Raw genomic sequence first — 13967 nt, forward strand, 5'->3', positions numbered from 1 at the left:
GTCAAGCCGGATGGGACTCGATGGAACGGATCAGGCGCCTCTTCACCATCAAGACGAAGTTCGAGGCGTTTTTGGTGATCTACGCCCTGGCGCTTGGCGCGACCGAGCGCGGCATCGTCTACATGCACCAATATCCCGGCACCGGCGGCCATTTGCTGGCGCTGGTCTGCACGGGCAGCGTCTTCATCGCGGGCGGCATGATCCTGGACGCCGTGGAGATGCGGCGCAGCGCCTTCAACTTCTAAGCCGATAACACTTGTGTCGGCCCGGCGCGCCATGCAGGAGCGCGTCATGGCTGCCATCATGCTTCAGGGAACGGGATCGGACGTAGGCAAATCCCTGCTGGTGGCCGGGATTTGCCGCGCCCTGGTCCGCCGGGGATATAGCGTCCGCCCGTTCAAGCCGCAGAATATGTCCAACAATGCCGCCGTCACCGCCGACGGCGGAGAGATCGGGCGGGCGCAGGCGCTGCAGGCGATTGCGGCGGGCGTCGAGCCGCATACGGACATGAACCCTGTCCTGCTGAAGCCGCAGGCCGACCGCACGTCGCAGCTTGTCGTCCATGGCCAGGTGCGGGGCAAGCTCGGCAGCAGCAATTTCCGCTCGGCGCGGGGCGAATTGCTGGAGGCGGTGCTGGCCAGCTACCGCCGGTTGCAGGGCCAATGCGACATCGTGGTGGTGGAGGGCGCGGGATCGCCGGCCGAGGTCAATCTGCGGGCAGGCGACATCGCCAATATGGGCTTTGCGCGGGCCGCCGGCGTGCCGGTGATATTGGTGGGCGACATCGACCGGGGCGGCGTGATCGCGGCCGTCGCCGGGACGAAGGCGGTGATCGACCCGGCCGACGCGGCGATGATCCAGGGCTTCCTGATCAACAAGTTCCGGGGCGATCCCGCCCTGTTCGAGGACGGCTATCGCCATATCGAGCGATTGACGGGCTGGAGGGGCTTTGGCGTGATCCCCTGGCTCGGTCAGGCCAGCCGCCTGCCCAGCGAGGATGCCGTGGTGCTGGAACGCAGGCGGGGCGGCCCGGGCGAAAAGCTGCTGATCGCCTGCCCCATCCTGCCCCGGATCGCCAATTTCGACGATCTGGACCCGCTGAAGCTGGAGCCGGGAGTGGAGGTCATGATGGTGCCGCCGGGCCAGCCCATTCCCGCGGAGGCCGCGCTCATCATCCTGCCGGGTTCCAAGGCGACCATCGCGGACCTGCAGGCGCTGCGCGATCAGGGATGGGACATCGACATTCGCGCCCATCACCGGCGCGGGCGGCCGATATTGGGCATATGCGGCGGATACCAGATGCTGGGCCGCAGGATAGACGATCCAGACGGGATGGAGGGGCCGCCGGGCGGTGTCGAGGGGCTTGGCCTGCTGGATGTCGAAACACGGCTGACATCGGCCAAGACGTTGGAAAGGACCGGCGGAACGGCGTTTGGACAGCCCTTTTCGGGCTATGAAATGCATGTCGGCCGGACGGACGGTCCGGACTGCTCGCGCCCCTTCGCATTGTTGGAGGGCGGCCGTCCGGATGGCGCATCGAGCAGGGACGGCATGGTGATGGGAACCTATGTCCACGGCCTGTTCGCCAGCACCACGCTGCGCGCCGCCCTTCTGGCGCGGCTGGGGCATGAAGCGACGTCGGGCGACTATCAGGCTTCGGTGGATGACGCGCTGGACCAGATCGCGATGCAATTGGAGGATCATGTCGACATGGATGGGCTGATCCGGATCGCCGCTGCCTGACGCGGCTGGGCCGGGCCGACAAGCGGCGCCGTCGGACGGGCGTATGCGCACCTCTATGCTGTTGGTTATATTTACCGAAAATCAGCGGGATAGTATAAGAAAACGCAGGACATAGCGCTGATGGCATAGCGCGACATGGGGCGGGGCGGAACTTATGTTGCGTGACCTTCACAAACCATCCGCTCCGATGAAGGCTGCCCTGTCATCATGCAGGCGCCACTTTCTTTCTTCCTTGATATTCAGCGCATTGATGAACGTCCTTTATATCGGACCCGTTCTCTACATGCTGCAAATCTATGATCGCGTCGTGACGGGACAGGGCAGGCTTACCCTGTTCTTCCTGACCGTCATCATCATTTTCGCGATCGGCACGCTCGCGCTGCTGGAGCAGGTGCGATCCCGCCTGCTGGTGCGGGCCAGCATCCGCTTCGACCGGCAGCTTTCGGGACTGCTGCTCGACACGGCGCTGAGCGGACGGGGTTCGACGGGCGAAGCGATGAACAAGCAGATCCTGCGGGAATTCGACGCCCTGCGCCAGGCGTTGACCGGGCCGACCATCCTCTCGATCTTCGATTTTCCCTGGAGCCCCATCTATGTCCTCGTCTGCTTCCTGATCCACCCGGCCATTGCGGCCATGGCGGTGGTCGGCGGGGGCGCGCTCCTCTTCATCGCGCTCTGCAACGAACGGCGGACGAACGCGCCGCTCAAGCAGGCCAATGACGCCGCGAACAAGGCCTATGTCAGCCAGGAACAGACCATCGCAGGCGCGGAGGTGATCCGCGCCCTGGGCATGCGCAATGCGCTGGTGCGGCGTCACCTGCTCGAACGCAGGACGATGCTGAACCTTCAGGCCGGCGCGAGCTTCGCGGGCGGCCATTATGTCGCCATCAGCAAGTTCATCCGTCTCGCCCTGCAATCGCTGGCGCTGGGGCTGGGCGCGTGGCTGGCGATCAACAACCAGATTTCGGCGGGCGCGATCTTCGCCTCCTCCTTCCTCGTCGGCCGGGCGCTCGCGCCGATCGACCAGTTGCTGGGCGCGTGGCGCAGCGTCGTCCACGCGCGGGCGAGCTATGGGACGCTCAACGACCTGCTGGCCGCGAGGGACGCGGACATCGCCCTCACCCGGCTGCCCGCGCCTAAAGGCCATATCGCGGTCGAGCATCTGACCTGTTTCAATCCGGGCCAGGAAAGGCCGGTCCTCGCCGACGTCAACTTCACGGTGGAGCCGGGCGAAGTCATCGCCATCGTCGGACCCAGCGGCGCGGGCAAATCCACGCTGCTGCGCATGCTGTCCGGCGCGGCGCGGCCGTTGCGCGGATCGATCCGCTATGACGGCGCGGACATGCAGGACTGGGATTCGGAACGGCTGGCGGGCTTCGTCGGCTATCTGCCGCAAGACACCTCGCTGTTCGCGGGGACCATCAAGGAGAATATCGCCCGTTTCGGCAATTACCTGTCGGACGAGGAGGAAGCGATCGACGATGCCGTCATCGAAGCCGCCCGGCTGAGCGGCGCGCATGACATGATCCAGCAGCTGCCGGGCGGATATAATCTGACGCTCGATTGGGGGGGGCGCGGCCTTTCCGCCGGGCAGGCGCAGCGCGTTGGCCTGGCGCGGGCGCTCTATGGCGGGCCGCCGCTGGTCTTCCTGGACGAGCCCAACGCGCATCTCGACGCGGAGGGAGAGGTGCGGCTGGTCGCAACCCTGGCCGACCTCAAGAAGAGGAACGCGTCCGTCATCATCGTCGCCCATCGCATGGGGATATTGGGCGTGGTCGACAAGATCATGGTGATGCGCGACGGAAGGGTGGAAGCCTTTGGCGGGCGCGACGACGTGCTGGGCCGGCTGAAGGCGATCCGCTCGGAAGAACGGCCCGCTCCCCAGACGGCGGAGGGGCAGGCGCCATGAAGGACATTCAGATCAGGGACGCGACCGGAGCGGTCGAGCTTCACTATCCCGCCAGCTGCGGCCCGGAGATCATCGACGACCGTCCTGAGCGCGACATGCGTGCCGGCACGATCGTCGCTGTGCTGTTCTTCGTCCTGTTCCTCGGCTGGGCGGCCTTTGCGCGCCTCGACGCGGCCGCCTATGCGCCGGGGCGGCTCACCGTGGCGGGCCAGCGGCAGTCGGTGCAGCATCGCGACGGCGGCGTGGTGGGCGCGATCTTCGTCAAGGAAGGCCAGCATGTCGGCCAGGGCCAGCCGCTGATGGAATTGGCCGACGCCGAGGTGCGGGCGCAGGCGCGAATGTATGGCGCGCAATATATCGAGCTGAAGGCGCAGCGGGCAAGGCTGATAGCCGAGCAATCGGGCGCGAGCCATGTCGAATGGCCTGCCGAATTCGATGCCCTTGAGGGGCAGGAACAGGATGATGCGCGGGAAGCGATCCGCCTGCAACAGACCCAGTTCGATGCGCGGTCCTCCGTGCTGGCGGCGCAGACCGGCGTGCTGCGCGAGCAGGCCAATCAGGTGCAGCAGACGACGCGCGGCTATCGTTCGCAGCTGGCGGCCTCTTCGGAACAGGCCCGGCTGATCGGGGAGGAGCTGGAGAGCCTGCGCGGCGTGGCGGAAAAAGGGTTCGTCTCCAAATCCCGGATCAGGGCCCTGGAACGCGCCAGGGCCGACCTTCATGGGCAGGAAGGCCAATTTTCCGCCAGCATCGCCCGGTCCGGCGCCGAAGCGGGCGAAAATCGGCTGAAGGCGCTGGAAGCGGAAAAGGCCTATAGGGAACGGGCCGCGTCGGAACTGCGCGACGTCGAATTCTCGCTCAACGAAGTGCTGCCCAAATATCGGGCCGCCAAGGATCAGCTTGCCCGGCTGCAAATCCGGGCGCCTGCCGCCGGCACCATCGTCGGCCTCAACGTCTTCACCGTGGGCGGCGTCATCGCCGCCGGGCAGAAGCTGATGGACATCGTCCCCGACCGGGCGGGCCTGGTCATAGAGGCGCGGATTTCGCCCGAGGACATTGACGACCTGAAGGTGGGGCAGCGGGCGCAGATCAAGTTCAGCAGCCTGCATGAGCGCGACCTGCCGATCATGGACGGGCGGATCAGCCGGCTGTCGGCGGACAGCTTCCAGGACGAGAAGACAGGCATGTCCTTCTACACCGCGGAGATGATCGTGCCGCCAAGGGAACTGGCCAGGATCAGGGACGTGAGGGGCGAGGATTTCAGCCTGAAGGCGGGCATGCCGGTGCAGCTTCTGGTGCCGCTGCGGCGGCGGACGGCGCTGCAATATGCGCTGGAGCCGCTGACCCAGTCGCTCTGGCTGTCCTTCAGGGAGCATTGACCCCAAGCGGTCATTGCAGTTCGGAAAAGCGGACCCGCGCTCCGAGCGCCTCATATATCCGGCGATATTCGGCGATGATGGCGCCGCGATCATAATCCCGCACAACGCGCTCGCGTAGCGCTTCGCCCATGGCGCGGCGCAGGGAGGGCGATCTCAGCAGGTGCTGGATCGCCGCGGCCGTCCCTTCCGGATTGACCAGTTCGGTGACGATGCCGCCCGGCCGGTCGACCGCGGGCGTCCGTCCCTCTATCATTTCCCGGCAACTGCCGACATCGGGGGCGACCACCGGCACGCCGCACGCGCCCCCTTCCAATATGACGAGCGGCTGCGCTTCCGACAGGCTGGTGAGGACGATCAGGTCGATCCGGGGCAGCCATTGCGCGACATCGACCCGCCCGGCGAACTGCACCGCATTGCCGATGCCCAGTTCGGCGACCAGCGCTTCGCAATCGGCGGCATAGTCGGGGTCCTCGTCCAGCGGACCCAATATGGCGAAGCGGACTTCCGGCATGTCCGCCAGGACCAGCGCGGCCGCCCTGATGAAGGTCTTGATGTCCTTGATCGGCACGACCCGGCCGATCAGCGCCACCAGCGGCCGGGCGGGATCGCAGGCTCGCTCCATCGATGCGAAGCGCTCCGCATCGATGCCGTTGGGAATGACGCGCAACCGTTCCTGACGGGCGCCCAGGCGGCGCTGCGTCTGGTTGTTGGCGCCGTAAAGCGCGATGATCGGGTCGCACGCGTCATAGCAGGCGCGCGTATAGGTCTGGAAGACCGCCAGCCACAGGTCGCGCAGGTCATGCCCTTCCCGGTCCAGCGTCAGCCCGGTTTCGATCTGGTCCCCGATCCAGTCGGCCATCATGATCTCTATCTGCCGTTCCAGCATGTAGATGCCATGTTCGGTGATGAAGGCGGGATGGCCGGTCTCATGCGCGGCCCGCGCAGCCAGCAGGCCCGCAAAGCCGGTGGAGATGGTGTGATAGACCCGCGCCTTCGGCAAGGGCGCGAGCAGCATCTTGAGCAGCCCGCCCAGAAGCACCCGCATCGCCCAGAAGAAATGATGGAAGGAGGCCGAGCGGAAAGCCGTGTCGTAATAATGGGTGAAGAGGTCGAATATCTCCGGATTGGAGAGGAGATCGCCCGCGCCGGGCGCCGGCCTCAATCCCTCCAGCGCCTTCCCCAGACGGATCAGGTCGTCCCTGCCGCCCGTCGACAGGAAGGCGAGCAGCAGGCGGCCGATCCGCTTCATCTGCGACGCCGGATAGCGGCGCGGCAGGCAGGGTTCGATCAGCAGCGGGATTTCCACCACCTCGACGACATTGGACGGCGGCGCCATGCGCCAGGGTTGCGCGCCATTGCCCGCCTTTATGGCGACGAGGGAAAATCGCAGATCGGGCATGGCGAGGATCAGATCCTGAAGCCAACTGGAAACGCCGCCGACGACGAACGGATAGGCGCCTTCGACGATCAGGCATATGTCGCTTTCCTGCCCGTCGGACATCATGTCGCCGGCTCCGCACCGGCCAGGGGCGCGGACCGCGCCTGGCCCGGCTGATGGCGTTCCATGGCGCGCCTCAACTGGGCGCGCGCCGCCTGCAAGGCGCGGCGCCTTATGTCCCCGCCTTTCAGCAGGCCGGCAATCTCCTCCAGCTTCCGGTTGGCCTCCTGACAGAGCCGAAGCCGCTGCCCCTGGGGGAGCAACTGGTTGAAGCAGCCATGATCGGCCAGCAGCATGGCAAGGGCATAGCGATCGTCGAGATGCTGGGAGGGCGCGATCCTCGCCTGCAATTCGCCGCGCTGCTGCGCCAGATTGTAGCTGACCTGCGCGGCGGCGGCGGCGGCAAGCGCCCGGATGGTCTGATCCTCGTCGGACAGGGCCATGACGATCAGGGGGGACAGTCGCGGCTCGAAGGAGATCACCGCGGTTTCCAGCGCCCGATAGCGCGCCTGGAGATTGCCGTAGCGGAGCATGGTGGCGAGCGAGCCGATCTCGTCGCTTTCCGGATAGCGCACGCGATCGTCGAGTATCCGGCCCAACCGCTCGACCGGGGACATTTCGCCGACCTTCCGCCGCTTGCCGGTGCGGACATTCCGATAGGCGATCTGCCTCTTCCGGCCTGATCTCCGGGCGAGCGGCGCCAGCATCAGGCAGCCCAGCATGCCCGCCGGCCCGATGGCTGCCCCGACCGGCAGGGCAAAGCGCTGAAGCACGCCCAGAGCGGGTTTCGATCTGACTGAATCCGATTGCCGCTCTGGATTCCTTGCCTTCCGCGATTTCTTGATCAGCGGTCGGCTCCGATCGCTTGGAAATCGCTCTGGCCCCGCGAGCCGCTTCATCGCGACCAGCAGGGCGGCGCAGGAGAGCGCGAGATGGACGGGCGCGAACCAGTAGCCGCTCCCCTGCCCCATCCACAGCGCGCCAAGGAGCAGAAGCAGGTCGACGGCCGAAAACAGGATGAGCAGGACGATCAAGCCACCTTTCCTTCAGGCACCAGCCATTTCGCCGCAGATGCCTGTTCGCGGCCGAACAGCGCCGGGGATTGGCCCAGCAGGTCCGCGACCTGCAGCAGTTGCGCGACATAGGCCTCCGTGATCCTGATTCCGACGGCGCTGTGGACAAGGATGATGGCTGCCAGTCCTTCATCCGTCCCCGCGACCGGCACGGCCAGAATGCCGCTCTCCGACAACAGCGGACAGTCGGCGGCGCGATCCGCCCGCAACGGCCGGGGCGTGGCCAGCATCGCCTGCGCCATCGAAGAGCGCGACAGGTCCGGGGGCTGGCCCATGGCCGCCCTGCCGCCGAAGCGCGCCGTCACCTGCGCGCCGCGCACGTCGTAGAAGGTGAAATCCTCCGTCTGCGCGGCGAGCGCGATCAGGCGGGCGAGCGCATCGGCCTGACTTTCCGGATCGGCTTTCGAAAAGGCCAGCCCGGCCGCCATGGCCTGGACGATCGTGCGCTGCTCGGTCGCGATCCGGACCTGGAGCTTGCGGTTGGTGTCGGTGAGCCGGGCGATGATTTCCGCCAGCTTCTTCCAGTTGCGGTCCATCGCCTGATGCTGCCGCTCCTGGTCCGCCAGGCGGTTCCTGCGGCTGGCCGTCACCTCCCCGGTCACCAGGGCCGTCACCATCCACAGCATCGGCTGGATGGAAAGGCGCAATTGCTGCTCGATATGGTCGGTCGCGCCCGACCACAGGTTCGACCAGTGGAACCAGATGGCGGAGGAGATGGCGGCCGCGGCCAGTCCCGATCCGGTGCCATAGGTCGTCGCCATGACCAGCACCGGCAGCCAATAGGGATTGGGGTTCAGATCGGAAAAGGCGTCGCCCTTCATCAATCCCTGGTCGACCGCCACCAGCGCGGCGAAGAGGAGCAGCATTTCCGCGCATTGCAGCAGCATGGGCCGCTTCTTCAGCATCAGTGCCTCCCGAGATAGCGAGTGAGCGCCACGCGCAGATAAAGTTGGCGGCCTGAAATGCCCGGTCGGCTGATCGAGCTGATCCCGCCGCTCGCCTGGAGGCGCCAGCCGTCGCTCAGCCGCCCCGTGGCGCTGACGTTCGCCGTGGGTCCGTCGGTCTTGCCCTTTCGGTCGAAGGTCCAGCCCGCCGCGCCGCTGATCTGCCAACGGGTCCAGGACATGCCGGACGACAGTTGGAAGCTGTGATTTTCCCTGTCGCTGAGGGGGATATAGGCAAGGCCATTGGGCCGCAGCGTCCTGCGGCCGACATATTCCGCATCCAGCCGGTAGCTCACCGCCAGCGACGGCGATCCGCGGCGGAGCAGGTAATCGAGGCCGCCCGCCACGGTGACGCTGCGCGTCCGGACGCCGCCGCCGGTCAATCCATAGCCGTTCCAGCCGCCATCCGCCTGCACCGCCAGTTCGGGCGTCAGGCGGATCGTCCCGCCGATCCCTGCGCGGCTGATATGCCCGCCGAAGGTCGACTGTTCCGGCGTGGCGAGGTCCGGCAGGCGATAGGCGAGGACCAACCTCCCCTGCCTTTCGGGCGGCCCGGCGAACAGCCGGAGGCCCGCGCCCGCGACCTTTTCGTCCAATTGGGCACTGCCCTGAAGCTCGATCCGGGACACCGCGCCCAGATTGACGGTCGCGAACAGATCCCCCACGGTCGAGCGGGACGTGCGATTGGCCAGGATGCCGTTGGCGCCATAGACGGTATCCGCTTCCGAGCGGAACCAGCGGATGCCCGCGCCTAAAGAGAGGCGGCTGTCCAACGGCACCACGGCGTTGAGGCCCGCCTCCCCCTGCCAGAAGACCTTGCCGCCGCGCGCCGTCACCGCCGCCGCGACATTGCCGCCCGATTCCGCCAGCGCCTGCCGGGCAAAGGGGTCGTCCGCGGCGAGGTTGCGATAGCGCGCCGCGCCAAGGGCCAGCGCACCCTCCGCAACCTCCATGTCGCCCAGCAGGCGCTGTATGCGCCTGTCGCCCGGATATGCCGCCGCCAGCGGGGCAAGCCGCCGCCGCGCCAGGCCGGGATAGCCGGCGGCGGCATCCGCCTGCGCCCGGGCGATGGCAAGTTCGACGTCCAAATCCGCCCTTTGCGGTTCGCCTGCGATGGCCGGGGCAGGCGTCGCCTCTCCATCGGGCAGGAAACGGACATGCAGCACGCGCTTGTCCGCCACCGCCTCCAGCTTCCGCCCCGCAGCGGCGCGCAGAACCAGGCTGTCGTCATTCCAGCGCAGATCCGCCAGGTCGGGACCGGCGGCAGCGGCGAAATCCTTGAGCGCTGCATCGGCAATCGGGCGGTCGAACCGGACGACCAGTTCATAGCCGCTGTCTTCCAGTTCGATATGCACGTCCCCGCTCCATTGCAGGTCGACCGTCCTTGCGTCCGACGCCGTCACGTCGGTGTCGGGCGGCAATGCCGCGATCATGAGCGGCGGCGGACCCATCAGCAGCAAGGCGGCCAGCGGCGTCATGGCCGCAGCACCTTGCGCGCGCGCCCCGGATCGCCCGCCGCTATGAGCAGGCGGGCCAGCATGATGTCGAGCTTGCGGTCGGCGGGCGCGGCGCGGCGCAGCGCTTCGACAATGGCCGTTGCCTCCGCCGTCCGACCAAGCCGACCCAGCAGTTCCGCCCGTTCCACCGAAAGCGGCGGCGCGAGGGCCAGCGATCTTTCGATCCAGGGGCGAGCCCCGGCTTCCCCCTTCAGCTTCGCCTGCGCATCGGCCATCAGGCTCAACGCCACCCTGTCGTCGGGGCGTTCGCGAAGATAGACCTGCAACTGGCCGGCGGCCTCTCGCGCATCGCCCCTGTTCCAGCCGTCCCAGGCGAGGCGAAGGCGATCCGACGGCTCAGCCGCGCCATTGGCGATACGGGCGTTCGCAAGCGCCAGATCGTAATAAGCCGCCCGCTCCGGCGGAACGCGGGCAGCGGCCGCCGCCTTCAACTGCACGGCGGAAAGGGGGCGGCCGTCGAGCAGCCGGTCGAGCGCCCGCGCAGCCGCCGCCCTGTCGCGTGCCGCATTGGCCAGTGCGATGCGCTGAACCAGAATGTCGTTGCTGTCCGCACTCCCGGCCGCCTCCAGAAAGGCCAGCGCCTCCGCAGGCCGCGCGCGTTCGACATAGGGCTGCACCCAGGTCGGATCGGCCGATGCCCGCGCCTTCAGCCAGGCCAAGTCCTGCGCGACAGGGCGCGGCCCCATCAGGTACAGCATGCGCGCAGCGGAAACGGCGTCGTTCCCGGCCGCCGATTGCTGCCGAAGCAAGGCGATGGAATCCGATCGGAAGCCCCTTTCCAGCAGGCGTTGCGCGATGGCGGGACGGTCTGCTCCTGGCTCGGCCGCCCGATCAAGCAACCATCGCCGCACCGCATCCCCGTTTCCGGACGCCATGACGATGCTTTCGCGGGCCGCGTCGCGCCCCGTCGGCAGCATGGCGGCATAGCGGAGCGCCGAACGGATGTCGCCGGACCGCTGCGCCAGGGTCATGGCGAGCCAGGGGTTCCGCTCCCGCCAGCGCGGCGTCCCGGACCGATCGATCCGGGCAATGAGGTCATAGCGTCCTGCCGCATTCGCCCAGGATGCCAGATCGAGCGACCGGGCGGGGTCAAGCGGCGCCATGGCGCCATGTTCCGCCGCCAGGATCAGCAGGTCCGGCTGGCCGAGCGCATAGCTGGCCTCGACCAGATCTTTCGCCGGGGCGGTTCCGGGGTTCATCGCCGCCGCCCGCGCCAGGTCGGCCGCGCCCTGCGCATCCCCGACCTTGCGATGCAGGTCGAAGCGCAGGCGCCAATGGGCCGGGGCAGCGCGGTCCGGCCGGCCTTCCAGGAAGGCGAGCGCGACCTCCGGACGTCCGCCCGCCATGATGTCATAGGTCAGCCGCGCACTCGAAACCGGCGCGCCGCCCCGCGCCAGGGCGTCCGAAAGCCGTCCCAGAACCTTTGCGTCGGCCGTCGCCACGGAAGCGTTCAACAGCCGTTGGAGGTCGGGAGGAGAAAGGCTTTTCCCTTGCGCGAAGCGCTGCATCAGAATGGCCGTGCCCGGTGGAGGCAAGGGCATGGCGACCGGCGGCGGCGCGAATGTCGCCCGTCGGATCGCATCGGCGATCTGCCAGTGGCTGGGCATCAGCAGCACCGCGGCGGCGATCAGCAGCCCGCCCCCCGCAATCGGTCCGACGAACGCCATGTTCGGATTGCGCAGCGCTTCGATCTTCATGACGGGGGTTCCGCTATGAGCCGGTCGAGGGCCAGGGTGGACACATAGGGCTGGAATCCGGCGGCGCGTTCCCGCGCATAGAGGCTGGCGACAGTGGCCGTGTCCCGCATATCCCAATAATCGAGCGTGGCGAGCCCCAGGCGGGGATTGATCCGCCTGGCCGCGAACAGATGGTTCGCCTGCCACTGCCAGTCTTCGGCGGAGGTCATCTCATAGCGCCCCTCCGCGAAGTTCCAGCGCGACGCCATGGCCTCCGCCAGCACGATGTCGATCCGACCGGCAACCTGCGGCAGCAGGGCATAGCCCCGGTTCATCATGATCGCCATGTCGGGGAAGCGCGCGCGAATGGCCTGCACCAGCCGCGCGGCGCCGGCCACCATGCCCTTGTTCCGCTCGGCATCCTGCCGCTCCAACGCCTCCGCATTGTCCAGCGTGTCCATGAAGATGCCGTCATAGCCCTTGCGCAATATGGCGGGGATCAGGCGTTCGATCACCAGGCCGGTCCAGGCGGGATCGCGCAGGTCGACGAGCCGCGCCTTCGGCCAGTTCGGATTGGCCTGTCGCAGCGCGCCCGCCTTTTCCAGTTCGGTGATGAAGGGGCGACCGGCATGGACCTCCCCCAGGCTGATATAGCCCAGCAACCGGCTGCCGGGACCGCGCAGCGGGGCGAGCGGGCGGGCGAAGTCCGGCTCCAGCACCAGAAGGCCGAAACGGCGGGCCACGGCGGGGTCGGTCGCCTCGCCATAATCCACGCCCCAGCCATCGGCCGCGCCGATTTCGGGCAGTGCGCGGGCCGAAAGGCCGAACACCATCAGCGACAGCGCCAGCAGATCGCGGCGGCGGAAGGGAAGGACGCTCATGGCCAGAACCTCGCCCACAGGCCGCTATTGCCGACCACCGCCGGATTATTGCCGACGAAGAGCAGATAGGTGAGCCTGCCCGTCGCCTCCGCCACCAGCGCGACGGCCAGCGAGGCCGCCGTGACCGCGCCCGCCAGATAGCCGAAGCCGAAGCCGGCGAAGCCGCTGTCGCGAAACAGCAGCGTGCCCGCCGCGCTCGCCAGCAGGAAGCTGCCCCAGACCGCCACGATCCGGCCGGCAAGGTCGTAATAGGAGAGGATGATGCTCATCTGGATCGCGACGAGGTGGAAGACCACGCCAACCGCCGTCAGCCGGAAACCGAATATGCCGCGCGCGTTCATGTCCAGCAGGCGGATGATCTCCGGCGCCAGAACCCAGCAGAAGCCGGCGAGGATCGCCTGCTCCACCATCAGCAGCCGCAGGTCCAGCCGGATCGTCCGGCCGACCTTCCGCCGCGCCTTTTCGATCCGGCGGCGATTGGCGGTGCCCATGCAATGGCCCATCAGCGCCGTGAAGGCGCGGTCGAACCGCGTCTCCGTCGTCACCAGGATCAGCGTCAGGCCGGGGATCATCGTGAGCAGGCCGAGGAAGCTGGCCTGGTCGTTGACCGGATTGACGCGCAGCGCCCCCACGGCTTGGACGCTGCCCGGCGCCCACCAGAGCAGCCATTTGTCGATCCAGATCGCCAGCGCATTGGCCAGCCCCGCCGCGCCCAGCGCCAGCACGCCGGGCGTCCGGCCGATCCAGTCCGTCCGCCAGTCGGGGCTGTTGGGAAAATCATCCCGTATCGCGGCGATCAGCAGCGCCAGCGTCACGGTCAGGCCCGCCGCGATGGATGCAAGGACAGCGGCCGGCGCGGTCGGCCGGAACAGCACCAGGCACAGGGTCACCATCGCGATGCCGCAAAAATAGGCCAGGAAGATCGGCCGATGCCGCCATGTCGCGTGCAGGAAGGGGCTGGCGATCCAGATTTGCGAGAACAGCGTCAGAATGGCGGTCGCGAGCAGGAACAGGTCCGGCCGCAATCTTCCGGCCAGGCCGAACAGCAGACCGCCGGCGATCTGCGAGGCCAGCGTCGCCCACACCAGCGCCGCGAGCAGGATGGCGGGGATGGCGTCGCGCTCCCCCAGATAGAAGCGATCCGACGCCATACGGGTCGCGATCATCGCCAATGGCGCCGTGATCACCGTCGATACGCCGAAGGCATAGACCAGGCTGGTCTGGATGATCGCATGATCGGCGGGAGCCATGGCGGACCGCGTCCACCCCTGTAGCAGGAAGACCGCGAGGGCGGTCATCAGCCACGGCCCGGAACTGACCACGGCCCCGTGAAAGGCGGCGTTGGCGATCCCGCCCAATCCCTCTTCCCGGGCTATCCGGTCCAATCTGAAGCCGATGCCAGCCATT

At 67.5% G+C, this 13967-nt stretch carries 11 protein-coding genes; 4 read left to right on the forward strand and 7 right to left on the reverse strand.

Features of this window, described 5'->3' with window-relative positions; genetic code table 11:
• Positions 1-20: 20 nt before the first annotated feature.
• The 4 genes from Sj15T_RS04610 (at position 21) to Sj15T_RS04625 (ending at position 5031) form a co-directional block, all read left to right on the forward strand.
• Positions 21-245, forward strand: a complete 225-nt coding sequence (locus Sj15T_RS04610) for a hypothetical protein (protein WP_013040083.1) — start codon at positions 21-23, stop codon at positions 243-245.
• Between the two features lie 46 nt (positions 246-291).
• Positions 292-1743 carry a cobyric acid synthase gene (locus tag Sj15T_RS04615; protein ID WP_013040084.1) on the forward strand — a complete coding sequence of 484 codons (1452 nt, stop codon included), beginning with the start codon at positions 292-294 and terminating at the stop codon, positions 1741-1743.
• Positions 1744-1930: 187 nt separating this feature from the next.
• The gene (locus Sj15T_RS04620) at positions 1931-3652 is read left to right on the forward strand and encodes a type I secretion system permease/ATPase (RefSeq protein ID WP_081440641.1); all 1722 of its coding nucleotides are present in this window, start codon (positions 1931-1933) and stop codon (positions 3650-3652) included.
• The gene (locus Sj15T_RS04625) at positions 3649-5031 is read left to right on the forward strand and encodes an HlyD family type I secretion periplasmic adaptor subunit (protein WP_013040086.1); all 1383 of its coding nucleotides are present in this window, start codon (positions 3649-3651) and stop codon (positions 5029-5031) included. Before Sj15T_RS04620 ends, Sj15T_RS04625 begins: the two co-directional genes overlap by 4 nt.
• Before the next feature lie 10 nt (positions 5032-5041).
• Here Sj15T_RS04625 and pelF read toward each other — a convergent pair whose 3' ends face one another.
• From pelF to pelG, 7 genes are read right to left on the reverse strand one after another with little or no spacing between them, the layout of a single operon-like run.
• A complete protein-coding gene (pelF, locus tag Sj15T_RS04630; RefSeq protein WP_013040087.1) occupies positions 5042-6535 on the reverse strand; it encodes a GT4 family glycosyltransferase PelF in 1494 nt (497 codons plus the stop codon).
• Positions 6532-7503 carry a hypothetical protein gene (locus Sj15T_RS04635; RefSeq protein ID WP_013040088.1) on the reverse strand — a complete coding sequence of 324 codons (972 nt, stop codon included), beginning with the start codon at positions 7501-7503 and terminating at the stop codon, positions 6532-6534. Before Sj15T_RS04635 ends, pelF begins: the two co-directional genes overlap by 4 nt.
• Entirely contained in the window at positions 7500-8447 is a 948-nt protein-coding gene (locus tag Sj15T_RS04640) for a hypothetical protein (RefSeq protein WP_013040089.1), read from the reverse strand. The genes Sj15T_RS04635 and Sj15T_RS04640 overlap by 4 nt, the downstream gene beginning before the upstream one ends.
• Positions 8447-9964 (reverse strand): hypothetical protein, encoded by a 1518-nt coding sequence (locus Sj15T_RS04645; RefSeq protein ID WP_013040090.1) that lies wholly within the window; start codon positions 9962-9964, stop codon positions 8447-8449. Before Sj15T_RS04645 ends, Sj15T_RS04640 begins: the two co-directional genes overlap by 1 nt.
• Entirely contained in the window at positions 9961-11700 is a 1740-nt protein-coding gene (locus Sj15T_RS04650) for a hypothetical protein (RefSeq protein ID WP_013040091.1), read from the reverse strand. Before Sj15T_RS04650 ends, Sj15T_RS04645 begins: the two co-directional genes overlap by 4 nt.
• A complete protein-coding gene (locus Sj15T_RS04655; RefSeq protein ID WP_013040092.1) occupies positions 11697-12560 on the reverse strand; it encodes an endo alpha-1,4 polygalactosaminidase in 864 nt (287 codons plus the stop codon). Before Sj15T_RS04655 ends, Sj15T_RS04650 begins: the two co-directional genes overlap by 4 nt.
• The gene (pelG, locus tag Sj15T_RS04660; protein WP_013040093.1) at positions 12557-13966 is read right to left on the reverse strand and encodes an exopolysaccharide Pel transporter PelG; all 1410 of its coding nucleotides are present in this window, start codon (positions 13964-13966) and stop codon (positions 12557-12559) included. The genes Sj15T_RS04655 and pelG overlap by 4 nt, the downstream gene beginning before the upstream one ends.
• Position 13967: the final 1 nt, after the last annotated feature.

The sequence above is a fragment of the Sphingobium sp. TA15 genome, from assembly GCF_037101235.1.
In the GTDB taxonomy this organism is placed as follows: Bacteria; Pseudomonadota; Alphaproteobacteria; order Sphingomonadales; family Sphingomonadaceae; genus Sphingobium; species Sphingobium indicum.